Here is a 20,958-nt window from a genome sequence, read left to right as displayed (position 1 = left end):
CGGTGCGGGAGTTCGTGGGCGTCCACACCAGCGACGAACAGCCCGGGGTCGCGACCCTGCTGCTCTCGCGCCCGCCGACCAACGCGCTGACCCGCCAGATCTATCTCGAACTCCTGGACGCGACCGACGAACTGGCCGCCCGCGACGACATCAGCGCGGTGATCCTGTTCGGCGGCCACGAGATCTTCTCCGCCGGCGACGACTTCCCGGCGCTGCGCACCCTCGATGCCGGCCAGTACCGGGAGATCGCGGCGCGGGCCGTGACCGCGGTGGCGGCCATCCCCAAGCCGACGGTCGCCGCGGTCACCGGATACGCCCTGGGAGCGGGCCTGACCCTCGCGCTGGCCGCCGACCGGCGGATCAGCGGCGACAACATCAAGGTCGGCTCCACCGAGATCCTCGCCGGACAGGCCCCCAGCCAGGACGCCACCGCCCGGCTGACCAGCGCGATCGGCGCCGGCAAGGCCAAGGACCTGGTTTTCTCCGGACGCTTCGTCGGCGCCGAGGAGGCCCACGCCATCGGACTGATCGACGAGCTGGTCGCCCCGGACACCGTCTACGAGGCCGCGCTGACCTGGGCCGCGCAGTTCGCCGAGCATCCGCCCCACGTGCTCGCTGCCGCCAAAGCCGCATTCGGCGACGGCCGGTTAGGCTGCCAGCCATGACGAGTATCGACCACACCGATCTGCCCGCGTCCAACCCGCACGCGACGGCCGAGCAGGTCGAAGCCGCGCTCAAGGACTCCAAACTCGCCCAGGTGCTCTACCACGACTGGGAGGCCGAGACCTACGACGAGAAGTGGTCCATCAGCTACGACCAGCGCTGCATCGACTACGCCCGGGGCCGCTTCGACGCCGCCGTCCCCGACGAGGTCCAGCGCGAGCTGCCGTATGACCGGGCGCTGGAACTGGGCTGCGGCACCGGCTTCTTCCTGCTCAACCTGATCCAGGCCGGGGTGGCGCGGCGCGGTTCGGTGACCGATCTGTCGCCGGGCATGGTCAAGGTCGCCACCCGCAACGGACAGTCACTCGGCCTGGACATCGACGGTCGGGTCGCCGACGCCGAAGGCATCCCGTACGAGGATGACACCTTCGACCTCGTCGTCGGTCACGCCGTGCTGCACCACATCCCCGACGTCGAACTGTCGCTGCGCGAGGTGGTCCGGGTGCTCAAACCCGGCGGCCGCTTCATCTTCGCCGGCGAGCCGACCACCGTGGGCAACCGGTACGCCCGCGAACTGTCCACGCTCACCTGGCGGATCACCACCAACGTCACCAAACTGCCCGTGCTGTCGGGCTGGCGGCGGCCGCAGACCGAACTCGACGAGTCGTCGCGCGCCGCCGCGCTGGAGGCCGTCGTCGACCTGCACACCTTCGATCCGGCCGATCTGGAGAAGATGGCCCGCTCCGCCGGCGCCGTCGAAGTCCATACGGCCAGTGAAGAATTCACCGCCGCCATGCTGGGCTGGCCGGTCCGCACGTTCGAGGCCGCCGTGCCGCCCGAGCGATTGGGTTGGGGCTGGGCCAAATTCGCGTTCAACAGCTGGACGTCGCTGAGCTGGGTGGACGCCAACGTGTGGCGGCGCGTCGTGCCGAAGGGCTGGTTCTACAACGTGATGGTCACCGGGGTCAAACCGTCGTAACGTTCGACATTGACGCGGTCGCCTACCTGCGCGGCGACGACGGCGCACAGGCCCTGCGCGTCACCGCGGAGCGCGCACTGACCGGCGATGCCCTCATCGCCGACATCGCAGCGCTCCGAACACGTTTCGGCGATCGCGCCGCCGTTCTCGCCGAGACCGTGCGACTGCGGCGGCGGGCGGCGGCCAAGCTGTCCGGAGCCGAGGACTGGCTGTTCACCGACGAGGCGCTGCAGCAGGCCACCGCGACGCCTGTCGCCGAACACCGGGCGATGCGGCTGGCCGGTGCCCGCGTCCACGACGCGACCTGTTCGATCGGCGCGGAACTGGTGACCCTGCGCCGGCACGCGGATCTGGTGGTGGGCAGCGACATCGATCCGGTGCGGCTCGCGATGGCTCGACACAACACCGAACTCGGTGGTGGCGGCGTGATGCTGTGCCGTGCCGACGCCCTGCATCCGGTCACCCGCGACACCGTCGTCGTACTCGATCCGGCGCGCAGGAGCGGCGGTCGCCGCACGTTCGATCCGGCCGCATACACCCCGCCGCTGGACGCGGTCCTCGACCTCTACCGCGGTCGCCCGCACGTCGTGAAGTGCGCTCCCGGAATCGATTTCGACGCCGTACGCCGGCTCGGCTCCACCGGCGAGATCGAGGTGGTCTCCGCCGGCGGCGGGGTCCGCGAAGCCTGCCTGTGGTCGGCGGAACTGAGCTCGCCCGCGGTCACCCGTAGAGCCGCGCTGCTGGACACCGGCGAGGAGCTCACGGATGCCGAGCCCGACGACTGTGACGTCGCCCCGGCCGGTCGTTGGATCATCGATCCGGACGGCGCGGTCGTGCGCGCTGGTCTGGTGCGTCACTACGCGGCCCGGCACGGGCTATGGCAGCTCGACCCCGCGATCGCCTACCTGTCCGGCGACCGGCTGCCTACCGGCGTGCGGGGTTTCGAGGTGATCGAGCAGCTGGCCTTCCACGAGCGCCGGCTGCGTCAGGCGCTGCATGCGCACGACGGCGGCGCGGTCGAGATCCTGGTCCGCGGTGTCGATGTCGACCCCGATGCGTTGCGCAAGCGGCTCAAACCGCGCGGCAGCGCCCGGCTGTCGGTGGTCATCACCCGGCTTGGCAGCGGGACCGCAAGCCGGGCAACGGCGTTCCTATGTCGGCCGTCACACTAGGACACCACGTACTCTGGCGGCTGATGACTCGACTGACTTCGTTCGCGGCACTGCTGACCGCCGCCGTGCTGACCGGTTCCGCCGGTGCCGGCGTCGCGTCGGCGCAGACGGCGTGCGCCGAGCTCGGCGGTGCGCTGGACAGCACGCAAAGCTGCCAGGTGCACGCCGCGACCCCGAACTACACACTCGATTTCGACTTTCCGGCCGGCTACCCCGACGAGCAGGCGGTCTCGGCCTATCTGATCCAGACCCGTGACGGCTTCGTCAACGTCTCCGAGATGCCGGGTTCGCGCGGTCTGCCCTACGTCCTGGACGTCAACGGCACGGCCAAGCACTCCGGGCTCGCGCCGAACGGCACCCAGAGCCTGGTGCTGGAGATCTACCAGAACGTCGGCGGCGCGCACCCGCAGACCTGGTACAAGGCGTTCAATTATGATCTGGCCGCCAAGGCGCCGGTCACGTTCGACACGCTGTTCCGTCCAGAGTCCCGCCCGCTGGACGTGGTGTTCCCCGCGGTGCAGGACAAGCTGCAGAGCACGACCGGCACCGAGCAGCCCGTCTTGCCCGGCGACGGGATGGATCCGAAGAACTACCAGAACTTCTCGATCACCGACGAGGACATCACGTTCTACTTCGGCCAGGGCGAGCTGCTACCCGAGGCGGCCGGAGCCGTCCAGGCCACCATCCCGCGTACGGCGCTCGCCTCGGTCCTCGCGCTGCCCTGAACTCAGGCGGGCGCGAACCCGTAGACCTGCCCGTCGCTGGTGGCCGCGACCACCCGGCCGTCCCGACCGATCGACACTCCCACCGGGAAACCGGTCGCCTCCGGCAGCGGGTAGCTGTTCACGGTGCGGCCGTCGGCGGGATCGAACACCAGCAGCGTCTGCCCGCGGCCGTCGCGGGTGACCGCGTAGGCGACGTCCCCGGCGCGGCTGGACGTGGTGAGCGGTTCGACGTCCTCGCGGGTCCACACCACCTCGGCGCGGTCACCGCGGTCTCGGACCGCGGTCAGTCTCGCCTCCGGTCCGCCGCCGGCGAGGATGAGTCCATCGGGGGACACCGAAGGCGGTGTCTGGGCCTGGTAGTCCAGCGGGATCGACCACTTCGCCGATCCGTCGGCGGTGTCGAGCGCCCACAGCTTCCCGTCGCGGCCGTTGACGTAGACCGTTGCGCCGTCACCGGAGAGCACCGGACTGGCCAGGGGGCCGCGGGCGACGGCATCCGAGGTCCACTCCCGCGACAGCAGCGGCGTGCGGCCGGGCCGGTAGGTCAGCCCGACGAGCACGGGCGCCTCGGCGCCGGGTTCCCAGAGGCTGAGCACGACGACGTTCCCGGTCGCCGAGAACGCGGGTGCGGCGGCCACCGGGCACTCGGGGCGGGCCGCCGCGCAGTCCTCGAGACCGCGCCCGGAGTCGGTCGGATCCACAATCACCAGATCCAGCGGCGCGCCCTCGACAGTCCCGCGGTGCGCGTTGAACACCAGCACCTGGCCCAGATGGGTGACCACGAGGAGCTGACCGCCCGACAGGATGCGCGGGGTGGTCGGCATTCCGATCACCGGGCGCCGCCAGCGGTACCACTGGGTGGTCGGGAAGGCCAACATCGTCCCGGGCTGTCCCACGTAGAGGTTGTCGAAGTCGTCCATCAGCGGACTGGCGCCACCGCCGCCCTGGACCAGCCGCGTGCACCAGCGCTGCCGGCCGTCGTTGTCGCTCTCCCACACCATCAGCGAGCAGCCGTCCGGGGTCTGGGCGTTGGCGCCGAGGTATCCGCTCGAGCCCAACGCCACGGAGGCGCCGAGCGTGCCCTTGACCGACCGACTCCATTCGAGTTCCAGTGAGTCGGCGCCGTCGACGTCGGCGTAACTGCTGTTGGCGGCGTCGCCGTACTGGGCGGGCCACCCCGACGCCGCGCGAGCTTCGACCCAGGTCGTGTCGTCACCGCATCCAGCCAGTACGAAGACGGAGAGCGCCGTTGTCGCCAGCACCAGGAATCGCCGGAACACGGTGTCCTTTCTCGTCGCTCGAACTCGCCGGCGCCACCGGGCGGTGGCCGTGCGGAGCCCACGTGAGGGTAACCCGGGCCGCGATGGGGCTCGCGTAGGCTTTGCGGCCATGACGACGATGTGGGGCGCACCGTTGCACAAGCGCTGGCGGGGTTCCCGCCTGCGTGACCCGCGTCAGGCCCGCTTCCTGACGCGTGCGTCGCTCAAATGGGTGATCGCCAACCGCGCCTACACCCCGTGGTATCTGGTGCGGTACTGGCGGCTGCTGAAGTTCAAGCTGGCGAATCCGCACGTGATCACCCGCGGCATGGTGTTCCTGGGTAAGCACGTCGAGATCCAGGCGACGCCCGAACTCGCCCAGATGGAGATCGGCCGGTGGGTGCACATCGGCGACAAGAACACGATCCGCGCCCATGAAGGATCGCTGCGGATCGGGGACAAAGTCGTACTGGGCCGCGACAACGTCATCAACACCTATCTCGACATCGAGCTCGGGGACTCGGTGTTGATGGCGGACTGGTGCTACATCTGCGATTTCGACCACCGCATGGACAGCATCGAATTGCCCATCAAAGATCAGGGGATCGTGAAAAGCCCGGTGCGGATCGGTCCCGACACGTGGGTCGCGACGAAAGTGACCGTGTTACGCGGAACGACGGTCGGCCGGGGGTGTGTGCTGGCCGCGCACGCGGTGGTCAAGGGCGACATCCCCGACTATTCGATCGCGGTCGGCGCTCCGGCCAAGGTGGTCAAGAACCGCAAACTCGCATGGGAGACTTCGGCGGCTCAGCGTGCCGAATTGGCCGCGGCTCTGGCCGATATCGAGCGGAAGAAAGCAGCGCGCTGAGCAGACCGGTGATCAGTGCCGCACCGGCAGCTGAATGACGCCCTCGGCGGCCGGGACGGCGGCGACGGCCGGCTTCGCGGGACGGCGCAGCTTGCGGTCGGCTCGTTCGATGCGGCGCTCGAGGATCCGCAGGTCCCGCTTCGTCAGCGTCCGGCTGGCCTCGGCGAGCGCGTCGAGTTGCTCCCAGCTCAGACCGTCGAGGTCACCGTCGGCGTCGTGAGTGGCCACCACGACGGCGCCGCGCAGCAGAGGGACGGTGCGCGCGGTGAAGCACGTCGTCGCGAGCAGCAGTTCGATTGCGCGGCGGTTGACCTGCTGGCAGCGCCGGGTCGACGGGGTGAACCAGAAATCGAATTGCCGGTCGTGGCTCGACAGATTCTCCAGCCCGTGGTCGTCGATGAGTTCGACGATTTCGGACTTGCTGTACGCATCGGTTTCGTAGACGACGCCGTTCGGGCTGGCATAGAGCACGGTGTTCATTCGAGGAGTCCTTTTCGTGCTGTTTTCGGTGTGGTGTTTCCGGCGAGCCGAAGCTCCGAAAAGAGACTTCCCCGTGATACGGATGTGATAAACGTGCAAATTGTGACGAATGTGACTGGTGAGATTTCCTGGTCCGTTCAGGAGCGGCCAGGCAGTGCCTGTTCGGCGATCGGCAACCGGGCCAGCGGCATGCGTTCGCCCCGCTTGGCGTCGAGGTAGACCGCGACGGTCTGCTCGGCGATCATCGGCCAGGAGAAGTCCGATGTCAGCCGGTCGCGAGCGGCGATCGCCCGCTGCTGTGCCGCGGCCGGGTCGTCGAGCACCGCGCAGACGGCAGCGGCGATCGCGGGCACGTCGCGGGCCGGGAACGACACCCCGGTATGACCGTTGATGACGGCTTCGCCGAGTCCGCCGACGTTCGCGGTGGCCAGCGGTATGCCGGTGGCCGCGGCCTCCAGCGCGACGATGCCGAACGGTTCGTAATGGCTCGGCAGCACTGCGACGTCGGCACGGTGCAGTGTCGCGACCAGATCGTCGTGGCCGAGATGACCGGCGAAGGTCACGGCCCGGCGCACCTTGTGCCGGCGGGCCTGCTCGATCAATCGGTCCTGCTGGGTGCCCTCGCCGGCGATGGTGAGGGTGGTGCCGGGATGCGCGCGCCGGATCCGCGGCAGCGCCGCGATGAGGTCCTGCACGCCCTTCTCGTACTCGAGGCGGCCCAGATACAGCAGCTCCGGCGGACCGCTGCGCTCCCGGCGCAGGGCGAACGGCCAGCGCTGCGCGTCGATGCCGTTGGGGATGACCCCGGCGTCGGCGAGGTCGGGGCCGAACAGCGCCGAGATCTCGTCGCGCATGGACGCCGAACACGTGATGAGGGCGTCGCTTTCGCGCACCAGCCAGGATTCGACGGCGTGCACCTGACGGCTGACCCGACCTGATACCCACCCCGCGTGCCTGCCCGCCTCGGTCGCGTGGATGGTCGACACCAACGGCACGTCGTGGAACTGTGCGAGCGCGATGGCCGGATGCGCGACCAGCCAGTCGTGGGCGTGCACCACGTCGGGTCGCCACGGCGCGCCGTGCGAGGTGATCGCCAGCCCGGCGCGGACCATCGCATGGCCCATGGCCAGCGTCCACGCCATCATGTCGGTGGCGAACTCGAACTCGTGTGGATCCTGCGCGGCGGCGACGACCCGTACGCCCTCGGCCACCTCGTCGGTGGTGGGGTGGGTGCTCGGATCGGTGTCGAACGGACGCCGCGCGAGCACGACGACGTCGTGGCCGGCGGCGGCCAGATCGGTGGCGAGGTGGTGGACGTGGCGACCGAGCCCACCGATGACCACCGGCGGGTACTCCCACGAGACGAGCAGGATCTTCACGTCGTCATCGGGGCAGTCGACGCGCGTCGAGGGCACCGAACAGGCCGTCCGCCCGGTTCCAGCCGTCGGCGAGGCGCTGTGCCTGTTCGCGACGCCCGGCGGCCAGCGCGTCGGAGATCTCCCGGGTGGCGTGGGCGTGCAGATGCGCGCGGTAGCGGGCGTAGTCGGCGGCGGAGTCCTTACTGACCATGAACGGCCAGTCGCTCGACACCGTGAGCAGTGCCTCGCGCAGTATCTGGTCGGCGACGGTGTCGCGGGGGGTGGGCGCGCCCACCGACGCGTGCTGGGTGAGCGCCTTGTCCACAGTCCCCAGCGCGGTGTCGACGACCTCGGTGTTGAGTTGCACCAGATCCGATACCTGTTCACCGGACCAGACCTGCCAGTCCTTACCCGAACCCCACGAGCTCGGCGGCAATTCCGTTGCGGCGCCGACGAATCCGTGGTCGACGGCGTCGGCCAAGGTGCCGACCCGCACCCCGGCGGCGGGGAGGGCGCGCAGCACGCGGGCCAGCCACACCGGGCCCTCGTGCCACCAGTGGCCGAACAGTTCGGTGTCGAACGCGGCGATGACGTGGGCGGGCCGGCCGATGCGTTCGCTCTCGTCGGTCAACCGCTTGCGCACCACGTCGACGAAGTCACCGACGTGCCGGTCGACGGCCCGGTCGGCGCGCTGTGGGTCGTAGGGCGCCTTATCGGCCGACGCGACGTTGCGACCGGTCACCCGGGCCGGTTTGAGTCCGGTCACGTGGTCGTAGGTGTGGAAGTCGCGGTAGGCGGGATGGCCGGGATAGCCGGACTTCGGCGACCACACGCGGTAGCTGACCTGCAGGTCGCGGCCGAACGCGATGACGCCCGAATCGCTGACTGGGCGGCCCAGCGCGGTGTCGCCGTGCAGTGACGGCCCGTCGACCATGAAGTGGCCGACGCCCGCATCGGCGTAGCCGGCCTCCATACCTGGTGCGTACGCGCATTCGGGCGCCCAGATACCGCGCGGCGTGTGCGCGAACCGCTGGTGGGCGTCAGCCAGCCCCTCGCGCAGCGCGAACTCCCGCAGCCTCGGATTCAGCAGTGGCTGGAACGGATGGGACAACGGCCCGCCGAGCAACTCGACGGTGTCTGCGTCGAGCAGTTCGCGCAGCAGCGGACTGCCGCCGTGGCTCCACAACGAGGTGAAGTCGTCGAGCGCCTGGTCGGCGGCGGCGTGCTCCCGACGACCGAAGTCGCGCAACGGCTGCGGCCGCGTCGACGCCTCGAGTGCTCGCAGCCGCCAGTTCGCCAGCCAGTGGTGCATCCCGGTCAAGCAGTACGGATCGTCGAGCTGCGCGGTCACCACCGGCGTCATGCCCAGGGTGAGCAGATGGGAGCGGTCTTCGGCCGCGAGTGTGCGCAGCACCCGCAGCAACGGCAGATAGGACGCCGACCACGACTGGTAGAGCCATTCCTCGCCGACCGGCCAGCGGCCGTGGTGGGCGAGCCAGGGCAGATGGGTGTGCAGGACCAGGGTGAACATCCCCGGAATCTGCGCGGTGCCGTCACTCACGGCCGCACCGCGATCGCCACCAGATCCAGGCTCTCATCAATGTCGCGGCTGCCGGCGTCCAGCAGATCGAAGTCGTCGGTGCGCACCGCGGCGACGTCGGCGAGCAGTTCGTCGGACCACGGTGCGCCGGCCACCGCGCGCTCGACCTGCGCCTCGATGATCGAGCCGCCGTGGCGGGCGTCGAGTTCGGCCAGCCGCGGGCCGTGAAAAACCCCGTACACGCCGTCGATCGTGAAGCCCTCGCCGGTGAGGAGTTCGGTGAGTTCGGCGGCGTTGAGTTCGCGGGTGTGGAACGGGTTGAGCGGGGTGTCGAGTCCGGGGGAGAAGGTGATCCGGTTCGGTGTCGACATCAGCAGCAGACCGCCCGGGCGCAGCACCCGGTGGCACTCGCGGACGAACTGTGGCTGATCCCACAGATGTTCGATGACCTGGAAGTTGACGACCACGTCGACCGACCCGTCCGGCAGCGGCAGCTCGGCCAGATTGCCGTGGCGCACGTCCACCCGCGGATAGCGGGCGCGCACGTGGGCGACCGTCGCCTCGTCGTAGTCCACCGCGATCACCCGGCCGGCCACCTCGGCGATCAGATCGGCGCCGTACCCCTCACCGCAGCCGGCCTCCAGCACGTCGCGACCTGCGCATCGGTCGGCCAGTCGGGCGTAGACGACCTCGTGGCGGCGGAACCAGTAGTTCTCCTCGGCCAGGCCGGGGATGGTCCGCTCCCCGGTCAGGGGCAGGCCGTCACCACCGGTGTCCCCGCCGGTGCTGCACGGACCCGTCACGAATGCGCTCATCGGTGCACTCTCCTCTTCGCGCAAGCGGCTCATCGCAACGCAGGCTAACCCAGCCGCGAAGACGATGGCCGGTTCGCGAACAGTTATCCACCCAAGGTGCGGCGAGAACGCAAACTTCGACCGGCTATGGTGTTCCTGCGAAGCAGCACTAGTTACCGACGAGTAACATCGTGCTAGTTGCACAAACGTGGTAACGGGCCGACCGCCGGCCGGCCTCATCGAGAGGACGAAGCACCCATGACGAACATCGTGGTCCTGATCAAACAGGTCCCAGACACGTGGTCGGAGCGCAAGCTGTCCGAGGGCGATTGGACCCTCGACCGGGAGGCCGCCGACGCCGTGCTCGACGAGATCAACGAGCGTGCCGTCGAAGAGGCGCTCCTGATCAAGGAGAAGGAAGGCGACGCAGCCGGCACCGTCACCGTGCTGACCGCCGGTCCCGAGCGCGCCACCGAAGCCATCCGTAAGGCGCTGTCGATGGGCGCCGACAAGGCCGTGCACCTGGTCGACGAGGGCATGCACGGTTCCGACATGGTGCAGACCGGCTGGGCGCTGGCCCGGGCGCTGGGCACCATCGAAGGCACGGAACTGGTCATCGCCGGCAACGAGGCCACCGACGGTGCGGGCGGCGCAGTGCCGGCCATCATCGCCGAGTACCTCGGCCTGCCGCAGCTGACCCACATGCGCAAGGTCACCGTCGAGGACGGCAAGGTCACCGGCGAGCGCGAGACCGACGACGGCGTGTTCACCCTCGAGGCTCCGCTGCCCGCCGTGGTCAGCGTCAACGAGAAGATCAACGAACCGCGCTTCCCGTCCTTCAAGGGCATCATGGCCGCGAAGAAGAAGGAAGTCACCACCCTCACGCTGGCCGAGATCGGCGTCGAGCCCGACGAGGTCGGCGTCGCGAACGCCGGCTCCCGCGTGCTGACGTCGACCCCGAAACCGCCGAAGACCGCGGGCGAGAAGGTCACCGACGAAGGCGAAGGCGGCAGCAAGGTCGCCGAGTACCTCGTTGCCCAGAAAATCATCTAGATCATTCCTCCAGGACTTGAGAAACGAGAAACGAACCAATGGCTGAAGTACTCGTGCTCGTGGAGCACGCCGAAGGTGCGCTCAAGAAGGTCAGCACCGAACTGATCACCGCCGCCCGCGCCCTGGGTGAGCCCGCCGCGGTCGTGGTGGGCAAGCCCGGAACCGCCGAACCCCTCGTCGAGGGACTCAAGGCCGCCGGCGCCGCCAAGATCTACGTCGCGGAATCCGACGACGCGGAGAACTACCTGGTCACCCCGCAGGTCGACGTCCTCGCGGCGCTGGCCGAGGAGAACTCGCCGGCAGGCATCGTGCTGTCCGCCAACGCGGACGGCAAGGAGATCGCAGGCCGACTGGCCGCCCGGATCGGTTCGGGTGTGCTGACCGACGTCATCGCGGTGCAGGAGGGTGGCAAGGCCATCCACTCCATCTTCGGTGGCGCCTACACCGTCGAGGCCGAGGTCACCGGTGACACCCCGGTGATCACGGTGCGCGCCGGCGCGATCGACGCCGAGCCGGCCGACGGCGCAGGCGAGGTCGTCAACGTCGAGGTGCCCGCCCAGGCCGAGAACGCCACCAAGATCACCAAGCGTGATCCCGCGGTGGCCGGTGACCGTCCCGAACTCACCGAGGCCACCGTCGTGGTCTCGGGTGGTCGTGGCGTCGGCAGCGCGGACAACTTCAACGTGGTCGAGGAGCTCGCCGACGCGCTGGGCGGCGCCGTCGGCGCGTCCCGTGCCGCGGTCGACTCCGGTTACTACCCGGGCCAGTTCCAGGTCGGTCAGACCGGGAAGACCGTTTCCCCGCAGCTCTACATCGCGCTCGGCATCTCGGGCGCCATCCAGCACCGCGCGGGTATGCAGACGTCCAAGACGATCATCGCGGTCAACAAGGACGAGGAAGCCCCGATTTTCGAGATCTCCGATCTCGGCATCGTCGGCGACCTGTTCAAGGTCACCCCGCAGCTGACCGAAAAGGTCAAGGCCCGCAAGGGCTGAGCCCGCTCAGCCTCGAAACGACCCCATGCGAAACCCCGGCGTCCTGGTGGCGCCGGGGTTTCGTGTCGGCGAAGATCAACCCCGACCATGACCGGATCCACAGACGCCCTGCCCGGCCGCAGCGCGGAATGCGCTCGGCTGCTGGAGGCGTTGGCGCTCAGCCGGTCTGGCGACAGCCAGGTGCTGGTGCTCTCCGGTGAGGCCGGAATCGGTAAGTCCGCGCTCCTGGGTTTCCTGCTCGAGCGCGCCGGCGGGTTCACGGTCCTGCGCGCTGCCGGGGTGGAATCGGACATGGAGCTGGCCTACGCCGGACTGCATCAGCTGTGCGCTCCGCTGCTCGATCACACCGACGACCTCCCCGCACCGCAGCGCGACGCACTGACCGTGGCGTTCGGCCTGCGCAGCGGGCCCGCGCCGGACCGCTTCCTCGTCGGCCTGGCGGTGCTGGGTCTGCTGTCCGCAGCGGCCCGCGCCCAACCGGTGCTGTGCGTGGTCGATGACGCCCAGTGGCTGGACCGGGTCAGCGCGCAGACTCTCGGCTTCGTGGCGCGCCGGCTGCTCGCCGAACCCGTCGCCATGGTGTTCGCGCAGCGGGAGTCCACCCCTGAACTGTCCGGTCTGCCCGCGCTCGCCGTCGGCGGACTGGCCGAGCCCGACGCACGCGCGTTGCTCGAGGCCGCGATCCCGGGCCGCATCGACGCCAGGGTGCGCGACCGGATCGTCGCCGAGACGCGGGGAAACCCGTTGGCACTGTTGGAGTTACCGCGCGGATTGACGGCCGGGCAGCTCGCAGGCGGTTATCTGCGGCCCGACGCCCGGCCGGTGCCCGGTCAGCTCGAGAACCACTTCATCCGGCGTATCCGCGCGCTGCCCGACGACACCCAGCGGGTGCTGACGATCGCGGCGGCCGAACCCCTCGGTGATGCGGTGTTGCTGCTGCGGGCGGCCGAACACCTGGGCCTGGCGGCCGGCGCCGCGGCCCCGGCCGAAGGGGACGGCCTGCTCGACATCGACACCCGGGTGCGGTTCCGGCACCCGCTGGTGCGGTCGGCGGCCTATCGGTCGGCGGGACCGGACGCGCGACGGGCGGCACACCACGCGCTGGCGCACGTCACCGACTCCGCCGTCGACCCCGACCGGCGCGCCTGGCACCGCGCGCACGCCACGGCGGGCCCCGACGAGTCGGTGGCCGCCGAACTGGAGCGGTCCGCCGGCCGGGCCGCGTTGCGCGGTGGAAGTGCCGCCGCCGCAGCGTTTCTCACCAAGGCAGCGGAGCTCACCCCCGATCCGCTGCGGCGCGGTCAGCGGGCATTGGCCGCGGCCGAAGCGCAGCGCGGCGCCGCCGCATTCGAAACGGCCGAAGAGTTGCTCGACGCCGCCGACCGGGCACCTCTCGACGAACTCGGACGTGCGAGGGCCGAACGGCTGCGGGCTCGTCTGACGTTCGCCCGCGGCCGCAGCCAGGGTTCGGCGCCGGTGCTGCGGAGTTCGGTGGACCAACTGGTAGACATCGCCGGCCGCCTGGAGGCGCTCGATCCGCGGCTGGCCGCCGAGACCCATCTCGACGCGATCAGCGCCGCGATGTATGTCGGCCGGCTCGGCGGGCCCGACCTCGCCCGGACCACCGCCGCCGCCGCGCGCACGCCCGTCGATTCGTCTCGGCCGGTGGACCTCGTCGTCACGGCGCTGGCCTGCCGGCTGACCGAGGGCAATGCCACCGCCGCGGGTGCGATGCGGGCGGCCGTGGACGCGATCGGTCCGGACGACTGGCTGTGGCAGGCGTATCCGCTCGCCCACGAGGTCCTGGCCAACGAGCTGTGGGACGACGTCGCCGTGCACCGCCTCGCGCAGACCGCGGTGCGGATCGCCAAACAGACCGGGGCGCTGTCGGTGCTTCCGGCGGCGCTCACCTCCCGGGCCGGTGTACACGTCACCGCAGGTGAATTCACCGCTGCGCGAACGTTACTCGCGGAGGCCGAGTCGATCTCGGCGGCTGCCGGCCATGCCCCGGTGCGGTACCACTCGCTGCTGCTGGCAGCGTGGGTCGGCGACGAGGCCGAGGCGACGGCGCTGATCGGCGGCGCGCTGGAGGACGGCTCCGCGCGGGGCGAGGGCCGGCTGATCGGCCTGGCCGAATACGCCAACGCGGTGCTGCACAACGGGCTCGGGCGCTACCCGGCGGCGCTCGCCGCGACGTCACGCGGGTGCGCCTACGAGGATCTGAGCGTCCATACCCGCACCCTGATCGAACGCGTCGAGGCCGGGGTCCGCGCCGACGAACTCGCCGTGGCCCGCGACGCCGTCGACCTCCTCGACGACCGCACGGCGGCGAGCGGCACCGACGCCGCGCTGGGCATCCGGGCGCTGATGCACGCCCTCTTAAACAGCGCCCACAGCGGCCGCGGCGGCGAGGGCGGTGCCGAGGACGGTTACGTGGAGGCCGTCGAGCGGCTGGCGCGCACCGGGATGGGCGCCATGGCGGCGCGCGCACACCTGCTCTACGGCGAGTGGCTGCGGCGGGCCCAGCGCCGCACCGACGCACGCATCCAGCTGCGGTTGGCCCACGAGCGCTTCACCACCATGGGGGCCAAGGCGTTCGCCGACCGGACGCGTCGCGAACTCCTCGCCACCGGAGAGAAGACCGCCAAACAGCCCGTCCGCTCCGGCGACGCGCTCACGCCACAGGAACAGCAGATCGCCGATCTGGCCGGCGCCGGCCTGACCAACTCGGAGATCGGGGCGCAGCTGTTCATCAGCGCCCATACCGTCGAATGGCACCTGCGCAAGGTGTTCGCCAAGCTCGGCATCAGATCGCGGCGCGAACTGCGCGACATGTCGCTGCGCTGACCCCGGCGGACTACGGAGTTTCCAGGGTTCGCCACGCACTCGCGGAGTGCGACGGTGAGCAGTGAGAGCGAACCTCACCTCATCGAAAGGAACTCACGCCATGAAGATCACCGTCATGGGAGCCACCGGGCAGATCGGCACACGGGTCGTCGACCTGCTGCGCGCCGACGGTCACAACGTCGTCGCCGCCTCCCGGTCGTCGGGCGCCGATGTGCTGACCGGGGAGGGCCTGGCCGATGCGCTGGCCGGTGCCGACGTCCTCGTCGACGTCACCAATTCGCCGTCCTTCGAGGACGACCCGGTGATGGACTTCTTCAGCCGGTCGTCGTCGAATCTGGTCGCCGCGAGCCGGGCCGTCGGTGTCACGCACTATGTGGCGCTGTCGATTGTCGGCGTCGATGAACTGCCCAAGAGCGGCTACATGCGCGCCAAAGCGGTGCAGGAGAAAACCCTGTCCGATTCGGGGTTGCCGTACACGATCGTGCGGGCCACCCAGTTCCACGAATTCGCCGAGTCGATCACCGCATCGCTGGTGGTCGGCGACGAGGTGCGCGTCCCCGATGCCATGATCCAGCCGATCGCCGCAGCCGACGTCGCCGCCGAGGTGGCCGGTGCCGCGGCCGGTGTCCCGCGCAACGGCGTCGTGAACCTCGGTGGGCCGGACAAGATGTCCTTCGCCGATCTGGCCGGCGCCGTCCTGGCCGCATCCGGTGACCCGCGCCCGGTGGTGGTCGACCCCGCCGCCACCTACTTCGGAACCCCGGTCGATGAGCGCAGCCTGGTCACCGGGGACGGCGCCGTGATCGCCAAGACCACGTTCGCCGAATGGCAGGCCGGACGATGAGCGAAACCGATCTGATGAACGCTCTGACCGTGATCCAGAGCGTCACACCACCGTTCATCCCCGCCGACGCCGAGGTGATGACCACGATCATCGAGTGGCCACCGGGCAGCCCGGGGGCGCCGCCACACCGCCATCCCGGCGGACCCGCGTTCGGCTTCGTACTCCAAGGCGAGATGCTGTTCGAACTCGAGGGCGAGGCGCCGCGCGTGATCTCCGCGGGGGAGGCGTTCTGGGAACCCGGCGGCGACGTCATCCACTACTCGGACGCCAACAACCGCGACGACGTCGCGCTGCGGTTCGTCGTCGTCATGCTGTGCAGGCCGGGGCAGCCGATGCTGGTCCCGGTCGGCGAGGAAGAACTCGAACAGCGGCGCGACCGCCGGGCTTCACGATCGTGAACCTCGAGGAGGCGGTGCGCGGGCGGCGAAGCATGCGAATGTTTCTGCGCGACAAGCCCGTTCCCTGGGAGTTCGTCGACGAAGCGCTCGAGCTGGCCGCCCGCGCACCGTCCAACTCGAACGTGCAACCGTGGCGACTGGTCCTGGCCACCGGGTCGCGCCGCGATCGGCTCGCCGAGGCGCTGCTCGAGGCCGCGACGATCGAACTGCCGGTCACCAGCGGCCTGCCGGAAAGCTATCTGCCGCTGCGCCGGGAGCTCGGTGCGCTGGTGTACGGGTCGATGGGCATCGCGCGCGACGACGCCGACGCCCGGCGCATCGCGCAGTTACGGAACTTCGACTTCTTCCGAGCGCCCATGGCCGGGGCGGTGTGCATGCATCGCGACCTCGGGCTCGCCGATGCGGTCGGGGTCGGGATGTACCTGCAGACCCTCCTGCTGGCCCTCACCGAGCGTGGCCTGGGCGCCTGCGTGCAGGTGTCCGTCGCGGCCTACCCGGAGATCGTGCGCGCGGTGCTCGGCATACCGGAGGAACTCACCGTGCTGTGCGGGCTCGCGATCGGCTACGCCGACGACGGGTTCGCAGCGAACCACCTGCATACGCCGCGCCGCGCCGTCGATCAGACGGTCGTCCGGCTGCAGGAGTAACCGTTACACCGCGACCGCGCTCCCACAGATGCCGCACACCTCGAAGTTCCTGCGCTTCCAGCGGGCGATCGGGATGAAGAACAGCGTGAACTGGCGGTACTCCTTCATCCGGGACCACTGCGAGTTGTTGTGGCAGCGCGGGCAGGTCCGCACACCTCCCGCGCCGAGGTATTTCTGCTTGGTGGACAGGCCGACGATGAAGAAGAACACCTCACCAGGCTAGGAGGTGCGGACAACTCGTCACCCGGCGTGCACGAACACGTCACGCGGTGCTTGCCGCCAGGCCCGACGGCTGCGCGACCGTGCAGACCATGAGCACCGCCTCTGTACTCATCGCTCCCGACCGGCCGACCGGGCCGGCTACGCCCATCTACTCGCTGCTGCTGACCTGCGATCCCACGCTCGTCGCCGCCGCCCAGCGGTTGCGGCATGACGTGTTCACCTCCGAGCCGGGTTACGCGCTGCGGGATGACGGCCGCCCGGGCGGTCTGGACGCCGACCGCTTCGACGAGTTCTGCGACCACCTGCTCGTCCGCGACGAGGAGTCCGGCGAGCTGGTCGGCTGTTACCGCATGCTGCCGCCACCGGGGGCGATCGCCGCGGGCGGCCTCTACACCGCCACCGAATTCGACGTCACCGCGTTGGACCCGCTGCGCCCGTCGCTGGTGGAGATGGGCCGCGCCGTGGTCCGGCGAGACCACCGCAACGGCGCCGTGGTGCTGCTCATGTGGGCCGGCATTCTGGCCTACCTCGACCGCTGCGGCTACGACTACGTCACGGGCTGTGTCTCGGTCCCGGTCGTCAGCGGACGCGAACCGGCAGGCAGCCAGATCCGCGCGGTGCGCGACTTCACCCGCCGCCACGCCGCCCCTCCGGACTACCGCGTGCACCCCTACCGGCCCGTCACCGTCGACGGCAGGGGCCTGGACGACATCGATCCGCCCGCCCGCGTGTCGGTGCCCCCGCTGATGCGCGGCTATCTGCGCCTCGGCGCCCGGATCTGCGGAGAGCCCGCGCACGATCCGGATTTCGGGGTCGGCGACTTCCCGGCCCTGCTCGACAAACGCCACGCCGACGTCCGGTACCTGCGCCGGCTGCGCTCGGTGGCCGCAACCGGCGACATGGCGAACGGGCTGGGGTCGTGACACTCACCGCCGAACACCCGTGGCTGCAGCGCGCGACGTGCGACGCGAGCTGCGTGCGCTCCGGGGCGGACCGGCCCGGTCGGCGCTGGTGGGTCGCCGTGCGCACACTGCTGCGGGTGGCCGCCGCGCTGATCCTGTTCTCGGGTGTGTGGGTCCTGGCGTTGCCGATGCCCGGCCGGTGGCATCTGCAGCGCGGTTACTGCCGGCTGCTGTTGCGCAGCTTCGGGGTGCGGATGGCGGTGTCGGGCGGCCCGATCCGCAACCTGCGCGGTGTGCTGGTCGTCAGCGGCCACGTGTCGTGGTTGGACATCTTCGCCATCGGCGCCGTGCTGCCCGGATCGTTCGTTGCCCGCGCGGACCTGGTCGACTGGCCTGCGCTCGGTCCGATCGTGCGGATCATGAAGGTGATCCCCATCGACCGCACCCGGCTACGCCGGCTGCCCGAGGTGGTCGCAGCCGTCGGCGACCGGCTGCGCGACGGCCACACCGTCGTGGCGTTCCCCGAGGGCACCACCTGGTGCGGGCTGGGTTACGGACGGTTCCGGCCCGCGATGTTCCAGGCCGCCGTCGACGCCAACCGGCCCGTGCAGCCGCTGCAGCTGTCCTACCGGCACAGAGACGGTGGGCTGTCGACCGTGCCTGCGTTCGTCGGCGACGACAGCCTGCTGTCGTCGGTCAAACGGGTGATCAGCGCGCGCCGTACCGTCTGCCATATCCACGTCGAGTCTCTGCAGCTGCCCGGCGGCGACCGCCGCGACCTGGCCCGGCGCTGTGAGGCGGCGGTCCGCGGAACGCCGCCGTCGAAGGCGCCCGCGCACGCTCTGGCCGGCTGAGCGGGCGATCCGGCCCGCCCGCCGGCGACGGCTATCCTGGACGGTCTATGCCCTCGCCGAAGTCGGTCTACCTCGATCACGCCGCCAGCACCCCGATGCACCCCGCTGCCATCGAGGCGATGACGGCTGCGCTGGGTCTGGTGGGCAATGCGTCGTCGCTGCACGGCGCGGGCCGGCTGGCGCGCCGTCGCACCGAGGAGGCTCGCGAGGCGCTGGCGAAGCTGCTGGGCGCGCGCCCGTCGGAGGTCATCTTCTGCGCCGGCGGCACCGAGAGCGACAACCTCGCGGTCAAGGGCATCTTCTGGGCGCGCCGCGATGCGGCCGCGCAGCGGCGCCGCATCGTCACCACCCCGATCGAGCACCACGCGGTACTCGACGCGGTCGAATGGCTGGTCGAACACGAGGGCGCCGAGGTGACCTGGTTGCCGGTCGACGCCGCCGGGACCGTGTCCGTGGCGGCCCTGCGCGAGACCCTGCAGGACGCTCATGACGTCGCCCTCGTCTCGGTCATGTGGGCCAACAACGAGGTCGGTACGGTGCAGCCGATCGCCGAGCTGGCGGCCGTCGCCGCCGAGTTCGGCGTGCCGATGCACAGCGACGCGGTGCAGGCCGTCGGCGCGCTGCCGGTCGATTTCGGGGCCAGCGGGTTGGCGGCGATGAGCGTGGCCGCCCACAAGTTCGGCGGTCCCACCGGCGTGGGTGCGTTGCTGCTGCGCCGCGACACCGCGTGCGTGCCGTTGCTGCACGGCGGCGGTCAGGAGCGAGACGTGCGTTCGGGCACCCCGGATGTCGCCGCGGCAGTGGCGATGGCGGCGGCCGCAGAGGTGGCCGTGGAAGGTCTGGACGCCTACCGGTCGCGCGTGACGACGTTGCGGGACAGGCTGATCGAGGGCGTACTGGCCACGGTCGACGACGTCGATGTCAACGGGTCTCGGACCGACCGATTGCCGGGCAACGCGCACTTCACGTTCCGCGGCTGCGAGGGCGATTCCCTGCTGATGCTGTTGGACGCCAAGGGAATCGAATGCTCTACGGGTTCGGCGTGCACGGCGGGGGTGGCGCAGCCGTCCCACGTGCTGACCGCCATGGGCGCTGACGCGGCGAGCGCACGTGGTTCGCTGCGCCTGTCGCTCGGCCACACCAGCACCGACGCGGACGTCGACGCCGTGCTCGCGGTGCTGCCCGCGGCGGTGGAGCGGGCACGGCAGGCCGCGCTGGCAGCGGCGGGGGTGGCGGAATAGTGCGTGTTCTCGTCGCGATGAGCGGTGGCGTCGACTCCTCGGTCGCCGCCGCCCGTATGGTCGACGCCGGCCACGACGTCGTCGGCGTGCATCTGGCGTTGTCCGCCGCACCGGGCACCCTGCGGAGCGGATCGCGGGGCTGCTGCTCGAAGGAGGACGCCGGCGACGCCCGCCGTGTCGCCGACGTGCTTGAAATCCCGTTCTACGTCTGGGATTTCGCGGACCGGTTCAAAGACGACGTGATCGACGACTTCGTGGCGTCCTACGCCCGCGGGGAGACGCCGAATCCGTGCGTGCGCTGCAACGAGAAGATCAAGTTCTCCGCGCTTGCCGGCCGCGCGCTGGCACTGGGATTCGACGCCCTGGCGACCGGCCACTACGCCCGGCTGTCGGACGGCAGGCTGCGGCGAGCCGTCGACGCCGACAAGGATCAGTCCTACGTGCTCGGCGTGCTGAGCGCCGAGCAGTTGCGCCACGCGGTGTTCCCGATCGGCGACACCCCGAAGGCGCTGATCCGCGAGGAGGCAGCCCGCCGCGGTCTCGCGGTCGCCGACAAGCCAGACAGCCACGACATCTGCTTCATCCCCTCCGGTGACACCCGCGCCTTCCTGGGCGCCCGCATCGGCGTGCGCCGCGGCGCGGTGGTCGACGCCGGTGGCACCACGCTCGCCGAACACGAAGGCGTACACGGGTTCACGATCGGTCAGCGCAAGGGCCTGGGTATCGCGGGCCCGGGTCCGGACGGCCGCCCCCGGTACGTGACCGGCATCGACGCGCAGACCGGCACGGTGCACGTCGGACCCGCGGAGGATCTCGACGTGTGGCGCCTGCAGGGTGAGCGGCCGGTATTCACCTCCGGTGCGCCGTTCACCGGTCCGGTCGAATGCCAGGTGCAGGTGCGCGCGCACGGCGGCCTGGCCGACGGGGTCGCGTCCGTCGTGGATGGAACGCTGTCGGTGTCGCTGCGCAGCGCGCTGCGCGGAGTCGCCGCCGGTCAGACCATGGTCGTCTACCGGCCGGATCCGCAGGGCGACGAGGTGCTGGCCAGCGCGACGATCACCAATGCGTAGACACCATCGACACCAAATTGACGCCATCGTCGCGATTCCCCTGAACG

General features: G+C 70.3%; 21 protein-coding genes. 15 read left to right on the top strand and 6 right to left on the bottom strand.

Annotation, left to right across the window (positions count from 1 at the left end):
- Positions 1-2 precede the first annotated feature (2 nt).
- From A5757_RS03410 to A5757_RS03395, 4 genes are read left to right on the top strand one after another with little or no spacing between them, the layout of a single operon-like run.
- Positions 3-665, top strand: coding sequence for an enoyl-CoA hydratase (locus A5757_RS03410; protein WP_066828731.1), 663 nt, complete (start codon positions 3-5; stop codon positions 663-665).
- Complete coding sequence (locus tag A5757_RS03405) at positions 662-1,642, top strand: class I SAM-dependent methyltransferase (RefSeq protein ID WP_066828613.1); 981 nt, start codon at positions 662-664, stop codon at positions 1,640-1,642. The genes A5757_RS03410 and A5757_RS03405 overlap by 4 nt, the downstream gene beginning before the upstream one ends.
- Positions 1,576-2,814, top strand: coding sequence for a class I SAM-dependent methyltransferase (locus A5757_RS03400; protein ID WP_197497232.1), 1,239 nt, complete (start codon positions 1,576-1,578; stop codon positions 2,812-2,814). The genes A5757_RS03405 and A5757_RS03400 overlap by 67 nt, the downstream gene beginning before the upstream one ends.
- 23 nt (positions 2,815-2,837) lie before the next feature.
- Positions 2,838-3,539, top strand: coding sequence for an esterase (locus A5757_RS03395; protein ID WP_066828611.1), 702 nt, complete (start codon positions 2,838-2,840; stop codon positions 3,537-3,539).
- Positions 3,540-3,541: 2 nt separating this feature from the next.
- On the opposite strand, the gene A5757_RS03390 is transcribed toward A5757_RS03395, so the two are convergent.
- Positions 3,542-4,819 (bottom strand): PQQ-binding-like beta-propeller repeat protein, encoded by a 1,278-nt coding sequence (locus A5757_RS03390; RefSeq protein WP_066828609.1) that lies wholly within the window; start codon positions 4,817-4,819, stop codon positions 3,542-3,544.
- 109 nt (positions 4,820-4,928) lie between these two features.
- Between A5757_RS03390 and A5757_RS03385 the strand changes: the two genes are divergently transcribed.
- On the top strand, positions 4,929-5,666 hold the full coding sequence (locus tag A5757_RS03385; protein ID WP_066828607.1) for an acyltransferase: 738 nt from the start codon (positions 4,929-4,931) through the stop codon (positions 5,664-5,666).
- Positions 5,667-5,678: 12 nt separating this feature from the next.
- Here A5757_RS03385 and A5757_RS03380 read toward each other — a convergent pair whose 3' ends face one another.
- The 4 genes from A5757_RS03380 to A5757_RS03365 form a co-directional block, all read right to left on the bottom strand.
- Positions 5,679-6,146: a hypothetical protein gene (locus tag A5757_RS03380; RefSeq protein ID WP_066828605.1), complete on the bottom strand. Its 468-nt coding sequence runs from the start codon at positions 6,144-6,146 to the stop codon at positions 5,679-5,681.
- A 137-nt stretch (positions 6,147-6,283) separates the two neighbouring features.
- Entirely contained in the window at positions 6,284-7,525 is a 1,242-nt protein-coding gene (locus A5757_RS03375; protein WP_066828725.1) for a glycosyltransferase family 4 protein, read from the bottom strand.
- A 4-nt stretch (positions 7,526-7,529) separates the two neighbouring features.
- Positions 7,530-9,035: a glycoside hydrolase family 57 protein gene (locus A5757_RS03370; RefSeq protein WP_197497241.1), complete on the bottom strand. Its 1,506-nt coding sequence runs from the start codon at positions 9,033-9,035 to the stop codon at positions 7,530-7,532.
- Positions 9,036-9,061: 26 nt separating this feature from the next.
- A complete protein-coding gene (locus A5757_RS03365; protein WP_066828727.1) occupies positions 9,062-9,859 on the bottom strand; it encodes a bifunctional 2-polyprenyl-6-hydroxyphenol methylase/3-demethylubiquinol 3-O-methyltransferase UbiG in 798 nt (265 codons plus the stop codon).
- A gap of 237 nt (positions 9,860-10,096) precedes the next feature.
- Between A5757_RS03365 and A5757_RS03360 the strand changes: the two genes are divergently transcribed.
- From A5757_RS03360 to A5757_RS03335, 6 genes are all read left to right on the top strand, one after another.
- The gene (locus A5757_RS03360; protein ID WP_066828601.1) at positions 10,097-10,891 is read left to right on the top strand and encodes an electron transfer flavoprotein subunit beta/FixA family protein; all 795 of its coding nucleotides are present in this window, start codon (positions 10,097-10,099) and stop codon (positions 10,889-10,891) included.
- Between the two features lie 38 nt (positions 10,892-10,929).
- The gene (locus A5757_RS03355; RefSeq protein WP_066828599.1) at positions 10,930-11,886 is read left to right on the top strand and encodes an electron transfer flavoprotein subunit alpha/FixB family protein; all 957 of its coding nucleotides are present in this window, start codon (positions 10,930-10,932) and stop codon (positions 11,884-11,886) included.
- Between the two features lie 87 nt (positions 11,887-11,973).
- A complete protein-coding gene (locus tag A5757_RS03350) occupies positions 11,974-14,733 on the top strand; it encodes an AAA family ATPase (RefSeq protein WP_082929290.1) in 2,760 nt (919 codons plus the stop codon).
- A gap of 100 nt (positions 14,734-14,833) precedes the next feature.
- On the top strand, positions 14,834-15,577 hold the full coding sequence (locus A5757_RS03345; protein WP_066828597.1) for an SDR family oxidoreductase: 744 nt from the start codon (positions 14,834-14,836) through the stop codon (positions 15,575-15,577).
- Complete coding sequence (locus A5757_RS03340) at positions 15,574-15,975, top strand: cupin domain-containing protein (RefSeq protein WP_066828595.1); 402 nt, start codon at positions 15,574-15,576, stop codon at positions 15,973-15,975. Before A5757_RS03345 ends, A5757_RS03340 begins: the two co-directional genes overlap by 4 nt.
- On the top strand, positions 15,969-16,622 hold the full coding sequence (locus tag A5757_RS03335) for a nitroreductase (RefSeq protein WP_197497240.1): 654 nt from the start codon (positions 15,969-15,971) through the stop codon (positions 16,620-16,622). The genes A5757_RS03340 and A5757_RS03335 overlap by 7 nt, the downstream gene beginning before the upstream one ends.
- A 3-nt stretch (positions 16,623-16,625) precedes the next feature.
- Here A5757_RS03335 and A5757_RS03330 read toward each other — a convergent pair whose 3' ends face one another.
- The gene (locus A5757_RS03330; RefSeq protein WP_066828591.1) at positions 16,626-16,832 is read right to left on the bottom strand and encodes a zinc-ribbon domain-containing protein; all 207 of its coding nucleotides are present in this window, start codon (positions 16,830-16,832) and stop codon (positions 16,626-16,628) included.
- A gap of 101 nt (positions 16,833-16,933) precedes the next feature.
- Here A5757_RS03330 and A5757_RS03325 point away from each other — a divergent pair, with 101 nt between their 5' ends.
- From A5757_RS03325 to mnmA, 4 genes are read left to right on the top strand one after another with little or no spacing between them, the layout of a single operon-like run.
- Entirely contained in the window at positions 16,934-17,767 is an 834-nt protein-coding gene (locus A5757_RS03325) for a GNAT family N-acetyltransferase (protein ID WP_066828721.1), read from the top strand.
- Positions 17,764-18,600, top strand: a complete 837-nt coding sequence (locus A5757_RS03320; protein WP_066828589.1) for a 1-acyl-sn-glycerol-3-phosphate acyltransferase — start codon at positions 17,764-17,766, stop codon at positions 18,598-18,600. Before A5757_RS03325 ends, A5757_RS03320 begins: the two co-directional genes overlap by 4 nt.
- Positions 18,601-18,647: 47 nt before the next feature.
- Entirely contained in the window at positions 18,648-19,841 is a 1,194-nt protein-coding gene (locus tag A5757_RS03315) for a cysteine desulfurase family protein (RefSeq protein ID WP_066828585.1), read from the top strand.
- Positions 19,841-20,911, top strand: coding sequence for a tRNA 2-thiouridine(34) synthase MnmA (mnmA, locus tag A5757_RS03310; protein ID WP_066828583.1), 1,071 nt, complete (start codon positions 19,841-19,843; stop codon positions 20,909-20,911). Before A5757_RS03315 ends, mnmA begins: the two co-directional genes overlap by 1 nt.
- The last annotated feature ends 47 nt before the right edge of the window (positions 20,912-20,958 follow it).

It is taken from the genome of Mycobacterium sp. 852013-51886_SCH5428379 (assembly GCF_001665575.1).
Classification (GTDB): domain Bacteria; phylum Actinomycetota; class Actinomycetes; order Mycobacteriales; family Mycobacteriaceae; genus Mycobacterium.
Note: the sequence above shows the minus strand (reverse complement) of the source record. Positions and strands in the feature narration are given on the sequence as shown.

Coding starts and splice junctions, on each gene's coding strand:
- A5757_RS03405 (WP_066828613.1), top strand. CDS start 662: ATGACGAGTATCGACCACACCGATCTGCCCGCGTCCAACCCGCACGCG.
- A5757_RS03355 (WP_066828599.1), top strand. CDS start 10,930: ATGGCTGAAGTACTCGTGCTCGTGGAGCACGCCGAAGGTGCGCTCAAG.
- A5757_RS03315 (WP_066828585.1), top strand. CDS start 18,648: ATGCCCTCGCCGAAGTCGGTCTACCTCGATCACGCCGCCAGCACCCCG.
- A5757_RS03345 (WP_066828597.1), top strand. CDS start 14,834: ATGAAGATCACCGTCATGGGAGCCACCGGGCAGATCGGCACACGGGTC.
- A5757_RS03350 (WP_082929290.1), top strand. CDS start 11,974: ATGACCGGATCCACAGACGCCCTGCCCGGCCGCAGCGCGGAATGCGCT.
- A5757_RS03360 (WP_066828601.1), top strand. CDS start 10,097: ATGACGAACATCGTGGTCCTGATCAAACAGGTCCCAGACACGTGGTCG.
- A5757_RS03365 (WP_066828727.1), bottom strand. CDS start 9,859: ATGAGCGCATTCGTGACGGGTCCGTGCAGCACCGGCGGGGACACCGGT.
- A5757_RS03370 (WP_197497241.1), bottom strand. CDS start 9,035: ATGTTCACCCTGGTCCTGCACACCCATCTGCCCTGGCTCGCCCACCAC.
- A5757_RS03325 (WP_066828721.1), top strand. CDS start 16,934: ATGAGCACCGCCTCTGTACTCATCGCTCCCGACCGGCCGACCGGGCCG.
- A5757_RS03340 (WP_066828595.1), top strand. CDS start 15,574: ATGAGCGAAACCGATCTGATGAACGCTCTGACCGTGATCCAGAGCGTC.
- A5757_RS03395 (WP_066828611.1), top strand. CDS start 2,838: ATGACTCGACTGACTTCGTTCGCGGCACTGCTGACCGCCGCCGTGCTG.
- A5757_RS03380 (WP_066828605.1), bottom strand. CDS start 6,146: ATGAACACCGTGCTCTATGCCAGCCCGAACGGCGTCGTCTACGAAACC.
- A5757_RS03385 (WP_066828607.1), top strand. CDS start 4,929: ATGACGACGATGTGGGGCGCACCGTTGCACAAGCGCTGGCGGGGTTCC.